14 protein-coding genes and 1 tRNA gene are annotated in these 21,021 nt (G+C 65.7%); 9 read left to right on the top strand and 6 right to left on the bottom strand.

Annotated elements, in window-relative coordinates; translation table 11 throughout:
* Positions 1 to 9 precede the first annotated feature (9 nt).
* Both BLIN9172_RS07700 and BLIN9172_RS07695 read right to left on the bottom strand, forming a co-directional pair.
* A complete protein-coding gene (locus BLIN9172_RS07700; RefSeq protein ID WP_101554526.1) occupies positions 10 to 2,400 on the bottom strand; it encodes a YhgE/Pip family protein in 2,391 nt (796 codons plus the stop codon).
* Positions 2,397 to 5,357: an MMPL family transporter gene (locus BLIN9172_RS07695; RefSeq protein ID WP_101554525.1), complete on the bottom strand. Its 2,961-nt coding sequence runs from the start codon at positions 5,355 to 5,357 to the stop codon at positions 2,397 to 2,399. The genes BLIN9172_RS07700 and BLIN9172_RS07695 overlap by 4 nt, the downstream gene beginning before the upstream one ends.
* A gap of 102 nt (positions 5,358 to 5,459) precedes the next feature.
* On the opposite strand from BLIN9172_RS07695, the gene BLIN9172_RS07690 reads away from it, so the two are divergent.
* The gene (locus BLIN9172_RS07690) at positions 5,460 to 6,221 is read left to right on the top strand and encodes a TetR/AcrR family transcriptional regulator (protein WP_240812127.1); all 762 of its coding nucleotides are present in this window, start codon (positions 5,460 to 5,462) and stop codon (positions 6,219 to 6,221) included.
* A gap of 69 nt (positions 6,222 to 6,290) precedes the next feature.
* Positions 6,291 to 7,265, top strand: coding sequence for a hypothetical protein (locus tag BLIN9172_RS07685; RefSeq protein ID WP_101554583.1), 975 nt, complete (start codon positions 6,291 to 6,293; stop codon positions 7,263 to 7,265).
* A gap of 54 nt (positions 7,266 to 7,319) precedes the next feature.
* Here BLIN9172_RS07685 and BLIN9172_RS07680 read toward each other — a convergent pair whose 3' ends face one another.
* Positions 7,320 to 8,531, bottom strand: coding sequence for a C45 family autoproteolytic acyltransferase/hydrolase (locus tag BLIN9172_RS07680; RefSeq protein ID WP_101554524.1), 1,212 nt, complete (start codon positions 8,529 to 8,531; stop codon positions 7,320 to 7,322).
* A gap of 94 nt (positions 8,532 to 8,625) precedes the next feature.
* Entirely contained in the window at positions 8,626 to 9,723 is a 1,098-nt protein-coding gene (locus BLIN9172_RS07675) for an MBL fold metallo-hydrolase (protein WP_101554523.1), read from the bottom strand.
* 311 nt (positions 9,724 to 10,034) lie between these two features.
* Here BLIN9172_RS07675 and BLIN9172_RS07670 point away from each other — a divergent pair, with 311 nt between their 5' ends.
* Complete coding sequence (locus tag BLIN9172_RS07670) at positions 10,035 to 11,471, top strand: APC family permease (protein WP_101554522.1); 1,437 nt, start codon at positions 10,035 to 10,037, stop codon at positions 11,469 to 11,471.
* Positions 11,472 to 11,658: 187 nt separating this feature from the next.
* Here the strand turns inward: BLIN9172_RS07670 and BLIN9172_RS07665 are convergent.
* A tRNA-Ser gene (locus BLIN9172_RS07665) sits at positions 11,659 to 11,746 on the bottom strand.
* Between the two features lie 200 nt (positions 11,747 to 11,946).
* Positions 11,947 to 14,562, bottom strand: a complete 2,616-nt coding sequence (locus BLIN9172_RS07660) for a maltokinase N-terminal cap-like domain-containing protein (RefSeq protein ID WP_101554521.1) — start codon at positions 14,560 to 14,562, stop codon at positions 11,947 to 11,949.
* Positions 14,563 to 14,792: 230 nt separating this feature from the next.
* Between BLIN9172_RS07660 and ilvA the strand changes: the two genes are divergently transcribed.
* The 6 genes from ilvA (at position 14,793) to BLIN9172_RS07630 (ending at position 21,017) form a co-directional block, all read left to right on the top strand.
* Complete coding sequence (ilvA, locus tag BLIN9172_RS07655; RefSeq protein WP_170286914.1) at positions 14,793 to 16,064, top strand: threonine ammonia-lyase IlvA; 1,272 nt, start codon at positions 14,793 to 14,795, stop codon at positions 16,062 to 16,064.
* 168 nt (positions 16,065 to 16,232) lie between these two features.
* Positions 16,233 to 17,951: a carbon starvation CstA family protein gene (locus BLIN9172_RS07650; protein ID WP_101554519.1), complete on the top strand. Its 1,719-nt coding sequence runs from the start codon at positions 16,233 to 16,235 to the stop codon at positions 17,949 to 17,951.
* A 65-nt stretch (positions 17,952 to 18,016) separates the two neighbouring features.
* Positions 18,017 to 19,021, top strand: coding sequence for an NAD(P)H-quinone oxidoreductase (locus BLIN9172_RS07645; RefSeq protein ID WP_101554518.1), 1,005 nt, complete (start codon positions 18,017 to 18,019; stop codon positions 19,019 to 19,021).
* A 3-nt stretch (positions 19,022 to 19,024) separates the two neighbouring features.
* Positions 19,025 to 19,612 carry a proteasome activator gene (locus BLIN9172_RS07640; protein ID WP_276608162.1) on the top strand — a complete coding sequence of 196 codons (588 nt, stop codon included), beginning with the start codon at positions 19,025 to 19,027 and terminating at the stop codon, positions 19,610 to 19,612.
* A complete protein-coding gene (locus BLIN9172_RS07635) occupies positions 19,609 to 20,178 on the top strand; it encodes a hypothetical protein (RefSeq protein WP_101554517.1) in 570 nt (189 codons plus the stop codon). Before BLIN9172_RS07640 ends, BLIN9172_RS07635 begins: the two co-directional genes overlap by 4 nt.
* Positions 20,175 to 21,017, top strand: a complete 843-nt coding sequence (locus BLIN9172_RS07630) for an HAD family hydrolase (RefSeq protein WP_240812128.1) — start codon at positions 20,175 to 20,177, stop codon at positions 21,015 to 21,017. The genes BLIN9172_RS07635 and BLIN9172_RS07630 overlap by 4 nt, the downstream gene beginning before the upstream one ends.
* Positions 21,018 to 21,021: the final 4 nt, after the last annotated feature.

The following is a 21,021-nucleotide window of genomic DNA, read 5'->3' as shown; positions in this document are numbered from 1 at the left end:
GAAGCGCGGCTACGCCATTTCGAGGGCGGCTTCGGGCTTCGTGGTCCGTGCGCGGACGATGGCCAGCAGCGACATCACGATGCCGATGACCGCCCAGGCGAGCAGTCCTCCGTAGGCGGCAGCCTGCCCGCTGGTGCCCGCAGCGATCGCTGCGAAGCCGTTCATCGACGGAGTCAGCGGCAGGATCGGCGCCACGAAGTCGAAGAACTGCGGCACCGCACCGATCGTCCGGCCCGCCACTGCCAGCACCACGGCGATGACCGACAGGAACCTGCCCACTCCCCCGAACCACGCCACGAGGGCGAAGTTCAGGATCATGAATACGATCGCCGAGACGAATGTGAGCACTGCGATGTCGAAGCCTTGGATCGCGTCGATGTCCATCACGGTGACCGCGAGGATCGAGAGCACGAGCGCCTGCAGCACGCCGACGACGAGGCCGGGCAGCAGTCCGCGCGCCCACACGGCCAGCGAAGACTTCGTCGACAGCAGTGCCCACGCCGGGATCGGTTTGAGCACCGTGTAGGTGACGAGTCCGCCGATCCACAGGGCGAGCATGATGAGCAGGGCGATCGTCGATCCCGCCAGCACATTCGTCACGTTGTCCGTGTCAGGGGATTCGATATTCGCCGAGGCGACATTGGCCAAGCGATCACGCTCCGGAGCCGTGTAGGACGGCACTTCGTCGGCACCGTCCTTGACGCCGTCGGCGAATTTGCTCACACCCTTCGCGTACTTGCCGGTGCCCTCATCGAGTTCGTCGAGGCCGGCGGCTAGCTCTGAGGTGCCGGTCGCGGCTTCGGAGACGCCGTCGGTGTATTTGCCGACGCCGGTGCTGTATTCGCTCAGCCCATCGCTGAGCTGACCGGCACCGTCGGAGAACTCCGAGGAACCGTCGGCGACCTTGCCGATGCCCTTGGACAGGGCCGGCATTCCGTCGGCGAGCTGCTGGTTTCCGTCGGCGACCCCGGCGGCTCCGTCGCGCAGACCCTGCGAGGCCTCGAGCAGCTTCGGAGCGTTCTTCGAGATGTCCTCCATGCCCTTCATCAGGTCACCGAGGCCGTCCTCGAGTCCCTTGACGAACTTGGTCACCCCGTCGGAGAGTTCCGATGCGCCGTCGGCCAGCTCATCGGACCCGTCGAGGAGGGACGAGCCGTCCTGCTCCTGTTCGAGCCCGTCGACGGCTTTGTTCAGTCCACCCGAGGTTCCGTTGAGCAACCCCTGCGCATAGGCCTGTTCGATGCCCTGGCAGACCTGGTCGGGAGTGCCGGTCGGGCACATCTGAGCCCGTGCCTGCTCGGCCTCGCCTTCGGTCATGATGCCCGCGGCGACGAGCCCGTCGAGGTTCGGCTTCGTCCCGGCCAGCTGATCGGCTTTGTCGGCGCCGTCTTTCAGCCCGTCACGGTACTGGTGCAGTCCGTCGGAGAGGCCGGAGGCCCCCGTGGACACACCCTCGGCGCCTTTTTCGAGCTCCTTGCCGCCCTTCGTGATGTCGCCGAGGCCGCCCTCACCCGAGTCACCGGATCCGGCGAAGCCCTTGATGATCTCGTCGATGGACTTCGTGTACTCGTGGACACCGTCGGAGAGCTCACCGGAGCCGTCGGCCAGCTTCTGCGTGCTCTCGGGCAGCTTCGAGGTCTCCTTGTCGAGTTCGTTCAGCCCCCCGGACATCTCCGAGGCACCCTTGGACAGTTCGCCGGCGCCCTTCGACAGCTCCGTGGCTCCGGACTTGAGCTCGCCGCCGGACGTGCCGAGCTGGTCCATGCCCTTGGAGAGTTCACCGGCGCCTTCAGCCGACTGCCCGGTGCCTTCCTTGAGGCCTTCGGCACCCTTGTCGAGTTCCCCGGCGGCGTCGCCGAGGTCCTTCATCTGGTCGCCCATCTTGTTGAAGCCGACGTAGATGTTGTCGAGGTAGGTCTCGGTCATCTGCGTGTTGAAGGTCGTCCGCGCCACCTCGGCGACGGATCGGGAGATCTGCGTATCGAGCGCCGGAGCGGTGCCTGAGACGTCGACGTCGAGCTGCGTCTGCGTCGCCGACTTCGCATCATCGACCGAGGTCACGGCGCGGGAGAAGCCTTCGGGGATCGTCAGCTTCGCGGCGTAGGTGCCGTCGGACAGCCCGTTCTTCGCATCCTCTTCGTCGGTGATGACCCAGTGGATGTTGTTCTCGTCCTCGCCCACCAGACCGCTGGTCAGCTGTCGCCCGATCGGCACGGTCTTGCCGTCGACCTTCGCCCCGTCGTCGTTGTTGACGATGGCCGCCTCGATGGTCTCGAGACGATCGCCGCTCTTCCACGTGGCGAGGATGAATCCGGCCGCCACGATGATCGGGATGAGGACCAGGCCGAGGAGGGAGAGCCAGTTCACCGGCTTCTTCGAGTTCGCACGTTCGAGTCTCACGACTGCACACCTTCCATGTTGGTGCTGTCGACGGCGTGGGTGTGTTCGCCGTCGAATTCGCTGTCGGTTCCGCCCCGCTCATCGGGTCGAGCCTCGTCGAGGTCGAGGTGGAAGTAGTTCGTTTCGGGATCGAAGATCCCGGTCACATCCCCGTCGGGCAGGCCGAGGATCACGGTGGTGCCGTCGGCGACGAGCTGCGGCAGCAGATCACGCAGGTCCCGTGCCGGTCCGTCCGATTCCCGTGCTCCGGCCGCGAGCTTCTCCGCCCCGTCGATGACGAGCAGATCCGGCGCCGAGGCGGCCATCCGAGAGATGTCGCGCGGACTGATCATCCGGTCGGCTTCACCTCGGTTGAGGTCGAGGTAGGGAACCTGACGGCGGACGCGTCCGGCGTGTTCGGGCAGGACGTTCTGGCCGATCTTCATCTCCCCGGCCGTGAGTCCGACGCGGCCGGACACGGCGAGCAGGAGAGCCCGACGGGAATCGCCGCTGGCGACGAGGATCTGACCGGGCAGCAGGGAGACGTCGACGCGGGCGAAGCCCCGGTCTCCGGAGTACACGCCGATTCCGCGTCCGTAGACCGAAAAGTCCGAGTTCGGTTCCGGCCAGTCGCGCAGGGCCACCTCGTGGGCGAGGCCCTCACCTTCGACGTCGAGGCGCGGCAGGATCCGATCGAGCCACTTCGGCAGCCACCAGGCCTTGTCGCCGAGCAGCTGCATGATTGCCGGCACCAGCGACATGCGCACGACGAAGGCGTCGACGAAGATGCCGGCGGCCAAGGCGAGCGCGATCGATTTGATGATCGGTTCGCCGGCGGGCACGAAGGCCGCGAAGACGGAGAACATGATGATCGCCGCGGCCGAGACGACGCGGGCGGAGGAGGCGAATCCGGCTCTGATGGCGTCCTTGGCCGAGGAGCCGTGGACATAGGCTTCGCGCATGCCTGAGACGAGGAACACCTCGTAGTCCATGGCCAGGCCGAACAGGATGCCCATGACGATGATCGGCAGGAAGCTGATGACCGGGCCCGTCCCGTCGATGCCCAAGGGGCCTGCGAAGAGTCCGTCGTGGAAGACGAGGACGACCGTGCCGAAGGAGGCGAACACGGAGAGGAGGAACCCGCCGGTGGCCTTGATCGGCACCGCCACGGAGCGGAAGACCATCATGAGCAGGATGATGGACAGGCCGACGACGAAGACGCCGAAGGGCACGAGAGCCTTGCCGAGCTGGTCCGAGACGTCGATCTGGATCGCGGTGGCACCGGTGACGGCGGTGTCGAAGTCGAAGTCGTCCTCGATCTCCGTGCTCAAGTCCCGCAGCCGATCCACAGTGTCGAGGGTCGCCGGATCGTCGGAGGCGGTGGTCGGAATGATCTGGAAGAGCCCGACGGTCGCATCCCGGTTCGGGGTGGCCATGATGACCTGCTCGACACCGTCGACCTTCTCGATGCGCTTCTCGATCTCCTCGACGTCTCCGAGCGGATCGTCGCTGGTCACGATCTGGCTGGTCATGACCAGGGGCCCGTTGTAGCCGGGTCCGAAGTGTTCGTCGATGAGGTCGTAGGTCGCCCGCGCCGGGGTGCCTTGCTCCTGGTCGCCTGCGGTGGGCAGGGACAGCTGGAGTTGGGTGGCGGGGATCGCGAAGAGCGCGAGGCCGCCGACGATGACGACGATCGTCAGCAGCGGGATCTTCGTGACGACCTTGAGCCACCCGGCGAAGAACTTGTTCATGATCGTCGGCGGGTACGGGTCGCCGCCCTCGGCGCGCGCCTCGTCGGCGATCCTCTCCCGCAGTGCCGGGTCGGTCGCCTCGGCGGGGGTTCCTGTGGAACCGTCGCCTGCCTCGGTGCCGGTCGATGGTCCCTGCGCCGAGGCGGTCGTGCCCGTCGTCGCCCGCTCAGCGGCCGCGGCGTAGGCCTTCCGGTAGCGCTTCGTCGGCTTCGGAGTGATCTTGGATTTCACGAGTCCCAGCAGGGCGGGGACCATCGTCAGGGAGATCATCACGGCCACGGCGACGGAGCCGGAGGCGCCGATGCCCATGATCGTGAGGAAGGGGATTCCGGCCAGGGACAGGCCGAGAAGTGCGATCATCACGGTCATTCCCGCGAAGACGACGGCGGACCCGGCGGTCGCGACGGCGCGTCCGGCCGCCTCGACGGGGTCGTGGCCCTCGGCGAGGAGGTCGCGGGCCCGGGAGACGATGAAGAGGGCATAGTCGATGCCCACAGCCAGACCGAGCATGAGCGCGAGCATGATCGATGAGGAGTTGATCGTCGCGAACGCGGTGGCCCCGACGATGAGGAGCACGGAGATGCCGACGCCGATGAGCGCGGTGATCAGCGGCATCCCCGCGGCGCGGAAGGAGCCGAGGGTGAGCAGGAGGACGATGAAGGCGATGACGACGCCGATGCCTTCGACCCAGGAGATCTCGACACCGGTGATCTGGAAGAGTTCGCCGCCGCCCTCGACCTGCGCCCCGGGCAGGGCGTCGCGCAGCGGATCGAGGGCGTCGATGAGGTTGTCGCCGGCGTCCTCGCCGACGTCCTGCTGGGTGCCGTCGTATTGGACGGAGATCATGGCCGCCGTCTCGTCCTTGCTGATGGCACCCTCGACGAGGTCGGAGTACGGGGAGGTCACCGTGTCGACGTGCGGGAGTTCCTCGATGCGGTCGATCTCGTCTTCGATCGCGTCCTTGTACTTCGCGTCCTCGACCGAATCGCCGTCATCGGCGACGACGATCACCGAGGCGGAGACACCGGCGGCTTCGGGGAACGTCGACTTCATCGAATCGAGAGCGGTCTGCGCCTCCGAGCCCGGGAGCGTGAAGTCGTTGTCGAAGTCCTTGGAGAAGGCGGCGACTCCGGCACCGACGAGGACGAAGATCAGCAGCCACGCAGCGATGAATCGCCACGGGGTCCGATACGCACGACGGCCCAGGGCGTAGAGGAAAGTTGACACGAAAACCTCGATACAAAAATGTATTGGATACAGTATTGTATTGTTGTGCAATACCCACCCTCCATGCAAATGGATCCCAGGTCGACCGAGGATTCTCATGAGATGCTCAGTCAACTCGCCCTCCGCCCCGCCCCTGCGGCCGGCTCCGACGCCGGTGCGGCAGACTGCATCCTCGGCCATCGCCGACCCCACTGCAACGAAATGACGATGAACACAGACGAACTCAGCCCGCGCAGACGCCAGACCCGCTCCACCCTCGTTCAGGCCGGCATCTCGGTCTTCGCCGTGCGCGGCATCGACGGCGCCTCGATCGAGGAGATCTGCGAAGCCGGTGGGTTGACCCGTGGAGCGTTCTATTCGAATTTCTCCAGCCGTGACGACCTGGTGCTCGCGATCATCGAGATGCGCACCTCGGAGAACCTCGATCGCCTCGACGCCACGATCCGGCGGTGGTCCGAGCAGCTCATGACCACAGCCGAGGTGCCGGAGATCAAGGCGCTGATGACGACGTTCATCGACGATGTCTTCAATGAGAAGAGGCAGACCGTCGCCGAGACGATCACCGAGCAGGAGATCGAACTCTACTGCCTGCGGGTGCCTCATCTCCACGCGCGCTATGTCGAGCTCAACACCACTCAGCTCGACCGGTTGGCCGCCCTCGTGACCACGGCCCTCGATGCGGCCGGTGCGACGACGAAGCAGCCGATCGGCGACTTCCTCACCGTCATCATCTCCGTATTCGACCGGATCGCTCTGTCTGCAGCCGCCGGCAAGGCGATGGACGAGCACGTCGACATCGATCCGAGCCTCATCGTCGAGGTTCTCATGCACCTCATCGACTTCTGTCCCGACAGCGATGGCTGAACGAGTCTGCCCCTATCACGAGGCCTGAACGCGCTCGACGAACCGGCCAGAGGCACTAAGGTGGTGCTCGTGAACGAACTCCAGCGCGAATTCTCTGCTTTCATCAACAATATGGACGTCCGCCTCGGCGCGTTCGTCCTCGCCGACCTCCCCGAAACCTTCGAGAAGGAGGACGGGGAGACCGTGAAGTTCCCGAAGGACTTCGGGCCGAAATCTCTGCCGATGCTCGAACTCTTCGTGCTCTCGAAGTTCCCGACCACCGAAGAGATCCTCAAGCCGGAACACCGCCGCTTCTTCGAAGGACTCATCCGCTACCTCGGCGAAACTTATCTGCGGGCGATCGGCGGGGTCTGGGACCACGACGAGTCGACGGGCAACGGGATGCCGTTCATCCGCCCCGACAACGCCGACGGCCCGGCCGCCGGTGAACCGATCCCGCTCGTGGGCATCGTGCTGGCCGCCGTCGATCAGCGCAGCGCCGAAGTCTTCACCGCCGTGCTGGAGAAGGCACGGGAGCTCCTCGGCGGGGACGGCCAACCGCGCCGCAAGTGCACCGGGCTCTCCCTCGGTGTGCTCAATGCCGAGAACTCGAGCGAGGAGGAGGTCGAATTCCTCACCCGTTTCATCGGCACCGTCGAACCGGGCATCGCGGCCTGGACGCAGGAGCAGGCCGATCCGAGTTCGTGGGGCTTCGACCGGGAGAGCCTCGCCCGTCTGGGCAAGCAGGTCGCGGTCCGCTACGACGGCCCCGATGACATGATCGCCGAGGACGAGACCCCCTTCACCGCCGGCGCCATGCGCTTCATCGGTGAGACGGTGCGCCGCATCGCCTTCGGTCAGTGGCGCTACGGTGCCGGGCTCGAAGCCGATGATCCGCGCAGCAAGCAGCCGTTCATCCGCTTCGTCATCGGCGACCAGAACCTCGATCTCGTGCCGTGGCGGCTCATCCAGGCCGCACTGGAGGACGACGATGCGATCGCGTCGGCCCTCGACGCGGTCATCGAGATGCGCGAGCAGGAAGCCGCCGAGGCGGACGAAGACTGAGAGACCGCCGGCCCCGGGAGCCGCGTTGGCAGCGGCCCGCGCGACAGCACCGATTCAGAGTTGGAAGCGGCGGTTTCCGTGCAAGCCGTCGGCCGGTGACCCGGGTGCGAGGTCGATCTGCTTGCGAGCGGGATCGATGCGCACGCTCACGAGTGTGGCCGAACGATTCCCGTAGGTGGCACCAGGCGCCGGAGTGCAGCACACGGGTGCCTCTCCCGGTCCCGTCGTCAGAAGCTTCGTGAGATCTCCGACCGTGACGGGCGCGTGCCCCTCGCCGTCGGATGCGGCGGCACTGCCGGATGAGACCGCACCGTCGGACGAGCCCACCCCTGCTCGCGCTCCTACACGGTCGGCTTCGAAGCGCACGACCGCCTCGGCGAGGTGACGGTAACGCTCCTGCGAGGTCGAATCGGGGCGCAGCTCCATCGCACCGTCGAGCAGATCCGGATGCAGGAAATGGTTCGTGTGGATTAGGAACCCGGACTTCCCCGTCTCCCCGTCGGCCCCGCGGGCCGACCGCGCCCGCCGTTCGCGCTTGAGTGCACCGGCGATCTCCACCTGGACGGCCGCCTCGGCGGTGATGACGGTGATGACCGATGACGAAGACGTCGGCGCCGAGTCGATGATCTCGAGCGCCTCGGCGAGGGTTCCGGCTTCGGCCAGGACCCGGGCGAGGATCATGTGGATGGGCACTCCCCCGGCCTCGTCGCCGGTGTGCTTGAGGATGTTGAGCAGGACCCCTACTCCGGCCTCATTGAGACCGATCTTGCCGAGCATTCCGAACTCGGCGATGCCCACATGCCGGTGCTGCCCGGGCACGGCACCGACGTCGTTGAAGTGCCACAGAGTGGAGAAGTCCGCCGCCCAATCCCAGTTCTGCGCGGCCACGGAGGCGCCCGGGCTGGTGTGGCTCGCGGTCGAGCATTCGGTCGGCGCGGCCGGTGCCTGGGTCATGATCTCGGTCCGGGCGACGATCTCCATGAGCTCCGTGACGTCGATGCCGGCGCCTGCGGCCACGGCAACGACTTCCTCAGCCCCGGTCGGCCACCATTGCTGGAGTCGCTGCCAACTCGACGTTGCTGCCGAGTGCACGGCCGCCTCGGTGATGGACAGGTGCGAGAAGTAGCGCCGATACGCGACCAGGGTGGAGGCGATTCCCGTGCGCAGCTCCTCGCCACGGCGGTGACCGCGTTCGATGTGGTCGCTCGCATGGACGGCGAAGGTCACGGGCCGCACCTCGGCGGCGGGGACGAATTCAGTGCTCATGGTGCCTCCTCCTTGCTGTCTCTCTTCTTCAGGCCGGGCCCGGCTCAGCTTTCTTTGGCCGGACCCGGTTCAGTTTCTTGCGGCCGGGCCCGGCTCAGTCCTTGCCGACGAGAGAGCCGACGCCGATGTCGATACCGAGATAATGCATGTGCGCGGCGGTTTCGGCAAGGGCTGCGAAGAGATTGAAGTTGTGCAGGCTCTCGAAGCCGCGAGACCAGTGCAGGCCGGCAGCGATCGAGTAGACGCTGTGGTCGTCGGTGGCCTCCATGCGCGCACGGATCTCACCGAGGCGCTCGTGGTGGTGTTCGACGAGCTCGACCTTGCGGTCGTGGAGTCCGGTGAAGCGGAAGCCGTGGGCCGGCAGCACCGCAACGTCCTCGTCGAGCTGGCCGATCTTTTCCAACGAGCGCAGGTAGTCGCCGAGGCTGTGCGTGATCGCGCCGGAATCGAGGCCGATGTTCGGGGTGATCGTCGGCAGCACGTGGTCGCCGGAGAAGAACAGTTTGTCCTCGTCGCGGACGAATGCCGAGTGTCCGTAAGTGTGTCCCGGCGTCCACATAGCAGTTACGCGGCCCTCATCGAGCGGGAGTTCGGTGCCGTCGTCGAGGACGTGGATGTTCTCGGGCAACTGGCTCATCGCCTGTCTGTACAGGTCCATCGAGTCGCTCTGCGACCCGCCCTTCTTCGACCCGCCCTTGCTCGATCCGGCCTGGAGGCTCTCGACTTCGGCCCAGCGGCCCTCAGGCACACCGTAGGCACGGGCGATGTTGAGGTTGGGATCGATGCCGGTACCGAGGTCGACGGCATTGGTGTAGAAGCGTTTGATTGCACGCAGGTCCTCGCCGTGCATCGCGACCCAGGCCTCGGGGTTCTTCGCGAGCAGTGCGGGCACGAGCCCGATGTGGTCGCGGTGATAGTGGGTGATCGCGATTCCATGGATGTCGGCGACCGTGAAGCCGAGGTCGTTTAGCGCCGAGTTGAGCGCCAGGTACTGGTCCTTGCCGTCCCAGCCCGGGTCGATAAGGACGACGCCGGTTCCGTCGGCGATGGCATAGCAATAGGTGTAGACAAGTGGGTTGTTCGGGATCGGGACCGGAAGGGCCCAGACTCCTTCGGCGACTTTTTCGACCGGAGGCAGGACGCGATCCTTCCATGCCGCCGACTGCTGGGAACTGAGCGTTTCGATCGCCATACTTCTCTCACACCTCTCCGTGGGGCCACATTGTCCGTTGACTGCAATCTACTCTGTTTTCCGTCGGTACTGACGGTTCGTTCGATCACCGGACATGCCGGTTCCTGTCGGGACTACCGATACCGTCGCTGATTTGACGTTTTTCATCGAAAACGTTGCATTTGGGCACGGATACTCGGACGAATCCTCGGCGAAGGTTTCGCTTTCAGTGCTTTGAGCGTTAAGATCATGACGCACATCACTTCCGGGCCGGTCATCGATGGCAACGTCGACGGCCCGGTGGGCGGCAAGACCCATCGGGGAGGATAGATATGGCTGCCTCTGGCTCACTGAAGCGCAACCTCGGACTGTGGTCCATCGTCGGACTCGGACTCGGCTATATGACGCCGACGGTCGTCTTCGACACCTTCGGAATCGTCTCCGAACAGACGAACGGAGCAGTTCCGGCGGCGTACCTCGTGGCGCTCATCGTCATGATCTTCACGGCCTTCAGCTACGGCAAGATGGTCAGGATCTTCCCGACCGCGGGGTCGGCCTACACCTATACGCGGGAGACGATGTCACCGGGGCTCGGCTTCCTCGTCGGGTGGACCTCCCTGCTGGACTATCTGCTGCTGCCGATGGTCAACTGCCTCATCATCCGGCTCTACATGGAGTCGATGGTCCCCGATGCGCCCCCGTGGGTGTGGGTCATCGTCTATACGATCGTCACGACCGGCATCGTCCTGTCCTCGATGCGGGGAACGGCGAACATCAACGGCGTCCTCCTCGTCTTCGCAGTCGTGCTCGTCGCCACGTTCTGCGTGCTCGCCGTCATGCAGCTCAACGCCGGCGAAGGGGCCGGAGTCGTCTTCAGTCCGGAGCCGTTCATCCATGAGGGCGTCCACCTCGGCGCGGTTCTCACCGGTGCGACCGTCGTGTGCTTCTCGTTCATCGGCTTCGATGCCGTGACGATGTACACGAACGAGGCGAAGCACGTCAGCCTGATGCCGAAGGCGATCATGCTCACCGTTCTCGCGGGCGGCCTCATCTTCCTCGTCGCCGGCTACTTCACACAGCTGCTCTTCCCCGACAATTCGCAGTTCACCATCGTCGACGATCCGCTGCCGGAGATCGGCATGATCACCGGCGGCCACGTGTTCCAGCTGTTCTTCGTGGCTGCTGCATTCGCTGCGACCGCCGCCTCGGGGCTGGCCTCGCACGCGTCGGTGTCACGAATGATGCTCGTCATGGGCCGCAACGGCGTGCTGCCGCGCACGGCTTTCGGATACATCAACCCGAAGACGCACACCCCGGTGTTCAACATCGTGCTCGTGGGTGCGGTGTGCCTGCTGGCGATGTCGTTCAGCCTCGAGCTCATCTCCGCGCTCATCAACTTCGGTGCGCTCATCGCCTTCACCTTCGTCAACCTCACGGTCATCGCTCACTATGCGTTCCGGACCAGGCAGGTCAAGGACTTCAAGTCGGCGTTCAGCTTCGTCGTCATGCCGGGGATCGGTGCGATCCTCACAGGAATCCTGTGGGCGAGCCTGCACGGGACCGCACTCATCGGCGGCCTGGTGTGGCTGGCGATCGGCATTGTCTACCTGGCCGTGCTCACCCGCGGGTTCAAACGTTCGGTGCGCAGTTTCGACGACCCCGAGGCCGACGCCGAGATGTCCGAACCCGAGGTGCCGGAGGCCGACGACGGCGCTGGGACACACGCTGGTTCCAGCGGCCCCGAACCGGAAGCGCCGGTCCGCGACTGAGGCGGCGGCACCGGCGCGCACTATCGGCCGGATGGTGTGCATGAGCGGCCTCAAAATTCATATGCGGTGATCTTGATCAGGGCGTATGAATTTCGAAGCCGCGGGTGCTGGCGCGGCCGAATGGCGGGAATGTGAAAGCCCCCGAACTCTTCGCTCTTGGCGATGAGTTCGGGGGCTCTTCACTGGGCGGAAGCGGTGGGATTCGAACCCACGGTGCGGGGTTGCCGCACAACGGTTTTCAAGACCGTCTCCTTCGGCCGCTCGGACACGCTTCCCTCGGTTCTTCCATGCCTGTGACAGAGATGGAGCGAACCCGGCCTGCTCGACGCGAGGCCGAGCCACCATAGTTTCTCACAACCACAACAGCATCTGCCAATTGGCCGTTTCGCGCACGGACCTCACCGGCTCGGACTGCGAACGGACTTCACCGGCTCGGGCTACGCCCGGCATCGAGGCAACGGGTCCGCGGAGGCGGTCAGTCCTTCTTGCGCTTCTTCATCCGGTTCCGCTTGCGTTCGGTACCGAGGAGATCATCGAAGACGGATCCGCCGGCAGGCTTCGAATCGTCGCCGGACTTGTCCGATGATTCGACCGGCCGAGCCGCGGCATCATCACGGCTCGTGTCCGGCCGGTCGGAGACCTGCTCACCGAATGTTCCGCGGTCGCTGCCGGAGTTCTGCGAACGCTCGCTCCATGTGTGACCGAGCTTCGGTGCGTCCTTCGGCTTGGCCGGCTGCGATTCGTGTCCGGTGCTGTCGGCATCCTCCGAGGTGGCGCCGCGCGCCGCAAAGGAGGCCGGGACTCGTCGGACCGGAGCTTCCGGTTCCTCCTCGTCGACGAATTCGTCGTCGTCAGCCGGAGCTGCTTCGGGTGCATCGTCCTGGGGCGGGACCACGGTGGAGTCCTCGACATCGTCGATCCCGGAATCCGCGACCGCGTCTACGGTGTTCTCCGCAGTATCGGCGACTTCGACTTCATCGGCTTCGGGGACGCCGGCTTCAGGCTCTGCCGTGGCCGCTTCGTCCGCTGTGCTTGTCGCAACTGGTTCGTCAGTACCGCTCGCTGTACCTGGCTCTTCGGAGCCCGACTCTCCGGAGTCGGAGCCCTCAGCTTCCGGGTTCTCGGAGTCCGAGTCATCGGTATCCGAGCTGGCGATCGCGGCCGCGACGGCGCCGGAGGTTCCGCGGGGTGCCGAGCCGACCGATTCCGAATCGGCAGCGGTCGACTCGTCGGCAGGTGGAGCCACGGCGAACGACTCGCTCGACTCAGTCTCCGCGTCCGATCCCTCATCACCGGCAGCAGCGCCGGCAGCACTGTCAGCAGCACCGGCCGCACCGCCAGCAACGCCGCCGTCGGCACCAGCAGCACCGGCTGCGTCGCCGGATGCAGCTGAGCCCTCGGCTGCCTCGGACTCGGTCTCGCCGGAATCGGCCCAGCTGGGACGAGTCTCTGCGGCCTCCTCGGTGCGGGACGGCTTGCCCTTGAGCACGAGGGTGAGCGTGGCCAGCGGCACGGACAGCCAGTTCGGGCGATTGCGCAACTCGGTAACGACCTCGACGAGAAGTCGGTCGACCAGTGCCGCCCGCAGCACCGGATCGCTCAGCCCGATGCTGTCACCGCGAGCGCGCGAATACCCGGACAGCAGCGAGTTCTGCACCTGCGAGGCCCACAGGTATTCGGGCGAGTCGAAGATCTTGCGAAGCGCTCCCGGATCATTGCCGAAGCCGCTGACGACCAGCGAGCCGTCCTCGGAGTCCAGCGCGTCGGTGCGCTGCAGGCGAGCGAAACCGGCTGCATAGTCGATGCTGCGCAGCAGGGCCACGAGGTCGAAGGCTGCCGGTTTGGGGTCCGAAGTCGTCGAATCCGTGAACTTCACAACCGAATAGCCGTCGGTCGACGAGCTGACCACATGGTCCAGCGTCAGCTCGCCGTGGATCTTCTGCAGGGTGCCGATGGTCTCGAGTCCCTGCAGCCGGGCACGGTGGCCTCGCAGCTCCGGGACCAGCGAATCCAAGGCCAGAGGTGCCCGACCCAGCGCCCAGTCGATGCGTTCGACCCACTTCTGCACCAGCTGCTTCGTCGGTTCGCCGGCGCCCTCGACGACACCGAACTCGGCGGCCATGTCCGTGTGGAGTTCGCCGATGCGCCGACCCATCTCCGCGGCGTGGGCGTTGTAGGCCCCGATCGAACCGGAGTCGACGGCGCACACCGTGTTCACGGCCTCGCGCCATGCAGGTTCGGCATCGACATCGACGTGGGAGAGCAGCGCCATCGGCGCCTCCATCTCCTGGACCTCGAACATGTCGTACCAGCGGCCCGAGCCCCAGCCGATGACCTCGGGCACGCTGCGCGAACCCGCCTCGGTGAGGAGGACGGGGATCGTCAGCGATGACGGCATTCCGTTCTCGAGGACGCGGAAGAACGAGAGCTCCATCGGCTCGTATTCGTCGTGGATGATGACGGTCGACTTGTGCTGCCCGGAGTCCGAGACCTCGATCGGGCGGATCTCGACGGGCATGACGTCCTCCGCCCCCACGGTGAGGTCACCGATCGATGGCTTCGGCGGGACCGCCTCGGCGGCGGTGTTCGTCGATCCATTCACCGAGGCGGCATCGCCGTTCGCGGTCACCGGGAACGGCATCGGTGCGCGGTCCCGAGCTTCGGTCTTCTCCTGGCTGTGGCGCAGGGATTCGGTGGACAGCTGCCCGCCGTCGAAGACCTTGCGCTTTGTGATCGCATCGGCCATGAGGTTGACGAAGACGGGGTCGGCTGCGCCGTCGTAGACGTAGACGGTGCCGAGTGCGAGATCGTCGATCCGGCCGATGAGGGCGTGGCGCAGGTGCATGTCCTCGGCACCGCGCAGGGTCAGGGGGATGTTGAGGCGACGCAGGGTGGGGCCGTCGCCGACGGAGATGACGGTCACGAGGCCCGCAAAGCCACCGAGCTCCTCGGCGGTGTAACTGAACGCACGGGCCACCGACATGGGGGTGATGTCGGGGTCGGTCCCGAAATCTGCTGCGAGCTTGGGGAACCACGGCTGTCGGGGTATCCAGCTGGCTAACAGTTGTTCGAGCTCACTGCTGATGGCCATGACGTCTCCTAGAAGGGATTACGGGCATCCTCCATCCAATCATGATATGGGGTATTCGCGGTCCAGGGCGCACCCGAAACCCCGAAGTCGGGAGCCGAATCACGGGACTCCTGTGGGCGCGGGGCGCGCACGGGGCGGGTTCTCAATGACCGAGCAACAGACCTCATATTGATACGAATTGCCAAATGGCAAGACAAAGGGCGCACAATAGTCTGGTGGTTGAAACAGACATGACTCCCCAGAAGCTCACACTCGCCGCCGAGGTCGAGGCGGCTGCGCTGCGAATTTCCGATTCCGTCATCCTGTCGCCACTTCAGATCTGCGAGCGGTTGACGACCGCGACCGGTTCCACGGTCTACCTCAAGCGCGAGGACCTGCAGATGGTCAGGTCCTACAAGATCCGCGGCGCTTTCAACTTCATGCTCCAGCTCGATGCCGACGAACGCGCCCGCGGTGTCGTGTGCGCCTCGGCGGGCAACCATGCCCAGGGCTTCGCCCGCGCCTGCAGGGAACTGGGCATCCAGGGCACGATCTTCGTTCCGAAGACGACGCCGAAGCAGAAGATCGAACGAGTCCGCCACTTCGGCGGGGAGCAGGTGACGATCGAGATCGCCGGCTCCACCTACGATGACGCCTCGGCGCTGGCGCACCGGTTCGCCGAACGCAATCAGGCACTCTTGGTCTCGGCCTTCGACGACATGCGCACGATCGCCGGCCAGGGCACCGTGGCCGCTGAGATCCACGCTCAGCTCGAAACCGATCCCGACTACATCATCGTGCCTGTCGGAGGCGGCGGCGTGCTCGCGGGAATCGCCGCCTATGCGGCCGAACGGATGCCGAACACGAAGATCATCGGCGCCGAACCCGCCGGGGCCGCCTCGATGATCGCAGCGCTTAAGGCCGGCCACCCCGTGACCTTGGAGAACATCGACCGCTTCGCCGACGGCACGGCCGTGCGTCGCGCCGGCGCCATCACCTACGACGTCATCGCCGAACTCGGCCTCGACATCCGTCCCGTCGCCGAGGGCGCAGTGGCCACCGAGATGCTCGACATGTACCAGGTCGACGGAATCATCGCCGAACCCTCCGGGGCCCTGGCCTCGGCCGGGATCGGCGGACCGGATTCGGACAAACCGATCACGATCGAACCCGGATCGACCGTGGTGTGCCTGGTCTCCGGCGGCAACAACGACATCTCCCGCTACCCGGAGATCCTCGAACGCTCACTCGTCCACGAAGGCCTCAAACACTACTTCATCGTCGACTTCCCGCAGGAGCCCGGAGCCCTGCGCCGATTCCTCAACGAGGTGCTCGGACCCGAGGACGACATCGCGATGTTCGAGTACGTCAAACGCTCCGACCGGGAGACCGGACCGGCTTTCGTCGGTATCCAGCTCGGCTATGCCGAAGACCTGCCGAATCTGCTCGAGCGGATGGAGGCCTCGAACATCGAAGTCGAGCGCGTCCACCAGAACTCGCCGATGTTCCGCCTCTTCGCCTGAGGGACCGGGCGGCGGGCCGACACCGCCTACCCTCGGCGGCGATGAGGGATTTCAGAACAGAGAACGCTTGTTAGGATTCTACTAAGAACCGTCCCCTGACCGGGTCACAACTCGCCTGCAGAAGGGCGAGGACGCTGATGTCGCCCAGTCTCCGAAAGGAATTCAACGATGAGTCCCGTTCTGCTTCTCCTGCTGGGAATCGCGATCTTCGCATTCGGATACCTGTTCTACTCGAAGTTCCTGTCGAAACGGATCTACCGGCTCGACAGCCGATTCACAACGCCGGCGCATGAGCTGCGCGACAACGTCGACTACGTGCCCACCAACAGATTCGTCCTCTGGGGCCACCACTTCACCTCCGTGGCAGGAGCCGCTCCCATCGTGGGGCCCGCCATCGCAATGATCTGGGGATGGCTGCCCGCATTCCTCTGGGTCACGATCGGCACGGTCTTCTTCGCGGGAATGCACGACCTCGGCTCCCTGTGGGCCTCGACGAGGAACAGGGGACAGACCATTGCGGCGCTGTCGGCTCGTTACATCGGCAGACGCGGAGCTGCGCTCTTCCTCCTGGTCATCTTCATTCTCGGGTTCATGGTCATCGCCGCGTTCTCCGTGGTCATCACCGACCTGCTCGTGGCCCTGCCCTCTGCAGTGATCCCTTCCTGGGGTGCCATCGGCGTGGCGCTGCTCGTCGGTGTTGCGATCTACAGGCTGCGGTGGCCTCTCATCCCCGTCACCATCGTCGGTGTCGCCGCTCTCTATTCGCTCATCCTCCTCGGCGACCGGTTCCCGGTGTCGATGCCGGACTCTTTCCTCGGGCTCGAACCCACGGCCCTGTGGATCATCGTCCTGCTCGTCTACTGCGGTATCGCTTCTGTCCTGCCGGTCTGGGTGCTGTTGCAGCCTCGCGACTACATCAACGGCGTCCAGCTCTTCATCGCCCTCATCCTCCTCTACGGTGCCGTCATCACCTCGGCGCTCTTCGGCACAGGACACGGACTGGTCGCTCCCGCCATCAACACCGATCTGCCCGCGGGCACGCCGAGCATCCTCCCCCTTCTCTTCGTCACGATCGCCTGCGGAGCCATCTCGGGTTTCCATGGGGTCATCGCGTCCGGGACCACCTCCAAACAGCTCAACACGGAGACCGATGCACGATTCGTCGGATACTTCGGCGCTGTCGGAGAGGGAATGCTGGCGCTGGGAGCCATTCTCGCGATCGCCGGCGGCTACCGCACAGTCGCCGACTGGGAAGAGGTCTACAGCAAGTTCGGCGATGCCGGGGTCCAGTCGTTCGTCGAAGGGGGCGGCATGCTGCTCGAGACCGGGATCGGACTGCCCGCAGGGTTGAGCGCCACCGTCCTGGCGACGATGGCGGTGCTGTTCGCCGCGACCACGCTCGATTCGGTGGTCCGGCTGATGCGTTACGTCGTCCAAGAGATCGGCGGAAACATGAACATCCGACTGCCGAAGGTCCCCGCCACTCTCGTGGTGCTCGTCCTCGGCGGTGGTCTGACCTTCTCGCAGGGAATGAGCGGAGAGGGCGGCATGCGCATCTGGCCGCTGTTCGGCACCACCAATCAGCTGCTGGCCGCGCTCACGCTGATCATCATCGCCGTCGTCCTCATCCGCAAGCGCCGCAATCCCTGGCCCGCTCTGATCCCGCTGGCGTTCGTCTTCGTCCTCTCGTTCTGGGCGGCGATCGAACAGCTCGTCTCGTTCGCCGACCCGGCCGGCCCGGACTGGCTGCTTCTGGCCATCGACATCGTCATCATCGGCTCGAGCGTCCTCGTCTCGATCGAAGGAATCGCGGCGATGCGTCGCGCGGCGAAGGAGCCGCCGGAATCCGACAGCGCCGACGCAGAACTCGCCGGGCAGCAGCGATGAGCACGAACGGCTCCCGCGCCCCGGTGCCCCAGCCCTCTCGCGCGCCCAGCTACTAGAGTGGACGCATGCGCGCTATCACGATCTCCTCCCCCGGTGACCCCGAGAACCTGCAGGTCACCGACGAACCGACTCCCGACATCGCCGCCGATGAGGTCCTCGTCCGCGTCCATGCCGCCGGGGTCAATCGAGCCGACCTGATGCAGCGACGCGGATTCTACGATCCCCCACCCGGGGCCACCGAGATTCCCGGACTCGAGGTCTCCGGCACGATCGAGAGGCTCGGCGCCGATGTCACCGGCTGGTCCGTCGGCGACCGGGTGGCGGCCCTGCTCTCCGGCGGCGGCTACGCCGAATACGTGCCCGTTCCCGCAGGTCAGCTGCTTCCCGTTCCCGACGGCTTCGACCTCACCGAGGCGGCCGCCCTGCCCGAGGTGCTGTCGACAGTCTGGTCGAACATCGTCGGCCGCGGGCAGGTGCGGGCCGGCGAATGGCTGCTCGTCCACGGCGGCGGGTCCGGAATCGGCACGGCCGCCATCCAGATCGCGCGCCACCTCGGCGTGAAGATCGTCGTGACCGTCGGCTCCGAGAAGAAGGCCGAATTCTGCCGTGAACTCGGCGCCGACGCCGTCATCAACTACCGCGACGAGGACTTCGTCGATCGTGTCCGTGAGATCTGCACCCACGACGACGGGTCGACCGGCGCCGATGTCATCCTCGACATCATCGGCGCGAAGTACCTCGAGCGCAATATCAAGGCGCTGAGCACCGACGGCCGTCTCGTCATCATCGGTATGCAGGGCGGGACGAAGACCGAGATCAACCTCGGCTGGCTCATGCAGCCGCGCAAGACCGTGTCCGCCACGACCCTGCGGGCGCGGCCGAAGGACCAGAAGATCGCCATCGTCGCCGAGGTGGCCGAGCAGCTGTGGCCGGCCGTGATCTCAGGAGACATCCGCCCCATCATCCATGAAGCCATGCCGTTGACCGATGTTGTCCGTGCCCATCAGACGCTCGAGGATGGGGCGAACATCGGCAAGGTTCTGCTCATCGTCGATGAGGAAGGTGCATGACCGATGAGTGAGACTCCCGACTCCGCCGACGGCGTCCGGAACTCCGCGGGTGAGATGCGCGCCGGGGATGCTGCGAACACAGACGGTGCGGCGAACGCCGACAGTGTGCAGTCCGGTCTGGCGCGGGCGCAACAGTCTCAGGCGGATGTCTCGTCGCCGGCGAAAGTGATGCGCATCGGCACCATGGTCAAGCAGCTGCTCGACGAGGTCCGCGGCACCGAGCTCGATGAGAAGGGACGCGAACGTCTCGCCGAGATCCACCGTCGGTCCATCGACGAACTCGAAGAGGGCCTGTCGAAGGATCTCATCGAGGAGCTCGAACGCCTCGACCTGCCCTTCGACTCGGCCGACGGTCCCCCGACGACGTCGGAGCTGCGGATCGCTCAGGCCCAACTCGTCGGCTGGTTAGAGGGTCTCTTCCACGGCATCCAGACGGCGATCGCGGCTCAACAGGCCATGGCCCAGCAGATGGCCGGTCGCGGTCAGCTGCCTCCGGGAATGGTTCCGCCCGGGATGACACCGGCCGAGGGACAGCCGGGTGAGAAGAAGGAGTCGGATCGCGACGACCCCGGCACCGGAAACTATCTGTGAAGCGCTTCTTCTCCGGTCTGCGCAAGAAGGCGACGACCGCGGTCAGGGACGATGACCGGTTCGGCACCGGTCTGTGGCGGCACAACCGTGACCGCTTCATCCGCGCCGTCGACCGGTACTACACCACCGCGGTGGCCCTCCACGAAGCACGGGACTCCGGTGGCAGCACTACCTCGTCAGCCGCCTCGGCGGACACATCCGACGGCGAGGACATAACCGCCTCGGCGACGGATCCGGTCGACGTCATCGTCGACGGCACCCACCGGCTCAACGCACTCGTCGATGTCGTCGACGGCCTGACGGCGACCCTCCACGCCCGCTGTCCCGTCACCGGTCAGGTGGTGCCCGGGCCCACCCGGCAGGTCGTCGGCGACGTGCCGGAGCTGCTGACGAAGGCCTCGTCGAAGGTCGGTGAGGCGGTGCTCGCGGCGTCGATGGCACGGTCGGAGGTGCCGACGGGCCGGTCGATCGACTCGAGTGCGGAGGCCACGGTTCGATTCATCACGGACGCCGAGGAGCTGCTGGGGCGGGCGCGGGAGATTCTCGCTAGGGTGGAGGCATCATGAGACCTCCGATCAGCCCCGACATCCTGCCGCCCGACGACTTCGACCTCGGCCTTGTCGCCAGCGATATCGACGGGACTCTGCTGCTGAACTGGAAGCCGATCTCGACGGCCACGATCGATGCGATCCACCGTTGCCAGGACGCGGGAATCCCCTTCGTTCCGGTCACCGGGCGGCCCATGCGGTGGTTGGCGCCGATCGCCGAGCAGATCCCCGACCTCGGACGGGTCGTGTGCCTCAACGGAGCGGTCGTCTATGACATCGCCTCTCAGTCCATCGTCGATGCCCACACCATCGACGCACAGTCGCTGACGGAGATCATCGCGGCTGTCCGCGTCGACCATCCCGAGGCCCGGTTCGCCTACGAGACCCTCAACGGCGGTTTCATCGACCGGGAATTCGTCACCGGGCGGCCGCGAGAGGCCCGGATCATCGATGATGTCTCCGAACTCGCCGGCGAAGACGTCGTCAAGGTGCTGGTGCGTCTGGCCACGAGCGATTCGCAGGCGATGCACGACCTCATCGATCCGCTCGTCGACGGCACCTGCCATGCCTCGTTCTCCGAGCCGGACAACGGGCTCGTCGAACTCGCCCCGTTCGGGATCACGAAGGCGAAGACGCTTGAGGACCTGTGCGACCACCTCGCCGTGGGGCGGTCGCAGGTGATGGCGTTCGGGGACATGCCCAACGACGTCGAGATGCTGTCGTGGGCCGGGCACGGAGTCGCGATGGGCAATGCACTGGGTTCGGTCAAGGCGATTGCCGCGGCGGTCACCGACGAAGTCGACGACGACGGAGTCGCCCGCTACCTCGACGCCGTCCTGGACGCCCGCCCCAACTAGTCCC

Origin of the sequence: Brevibacterium linens ATCC 9172, from assembly GCF_900169165.1 — a bacterium.
GTDB classification, from domain to species: Bacteria; Actinomycetota; Actinomycetes; order Actinomycetales; family Brevibacteriaceae; genus Brevibacterium; species Brevibacterium linens.
The sequence above is the reverse complement of the archived record's forward strand: the minus strand, read 5'-3'. Positions and strand labels throughout refer to the sequence as shown.

Coding starts and splice junctions, on each gene's coding strand:
- BLIN9172_RS07690 (WP_240812127.1), top strand. CDS start 5,460: ATGCTCAGTCAACTCGCCCTCCGCCCCGCCCCTGCGGCCGGCTCCGAC.
- BLIN9172_RS07680 (WP_101554524.1), bottom strand. CDS start 8,531: ATGAGCACTGAATTCGTCCCCGCCGCCGAGGTGCGGCCCGTGACCTTC.
- BLIN9172_RS07675 (WP_101554523.1), bottom strand. CDS start 9,723: ATGGCGATCGAAACGCTCAGTTCCCAGCAGTCGGCGGCATGGAAGGAT.
- BLIN9172_RS07670 (WP_101554522.1), top strand. CDS start 10,035: ATGGCTGCCTCTGGCTCACTGAAGCGCAACCTCGGACTGTGGTCCATC.
- BLIN9172_RS07660 (WP_101554521.1), bottom strand. CDS start 14,562: ATGGCCATCAGCAGTGAGCTCGAACAACTGTTAGCCAGCTGGATACCC.
- ilvA (WP_170286914.1), top strand. CDS start 14,793: ATGACTCCCCAGAAGCTCACACTCGCCGCCGAGGTCGAGGCGGCTGCG.
- BLIN9172_RS07650 (WP_101554519.1), top strand. CDS start 16,233: ATGAGTCCCGTTCTGCTTCTCCTGCTGGGAATCGCGATCTTCGCATTC.
- BLIN9172_RS07645 (WP_101554518.1), top strand. CDS start 18,017: ATGCGCGCTATCACGATCTCCTCCCCCGGTGACCCCGAGAACCTGCAG.
- BLIN9172_RS07640 (WP_276608162.1), top strand. CDS start 19,025: ATGAGTGAGACTCCCGACTCCGCCGACGGCGTCCGGAACTCCGCGGGT.
- BLIN9172_RS07630 (WP_240812128.1), top strand. CDS start 20,175: ATGAGACCTCCGATCAGCCCCGACATCCTGCCGCCCGACGACTTCGAC.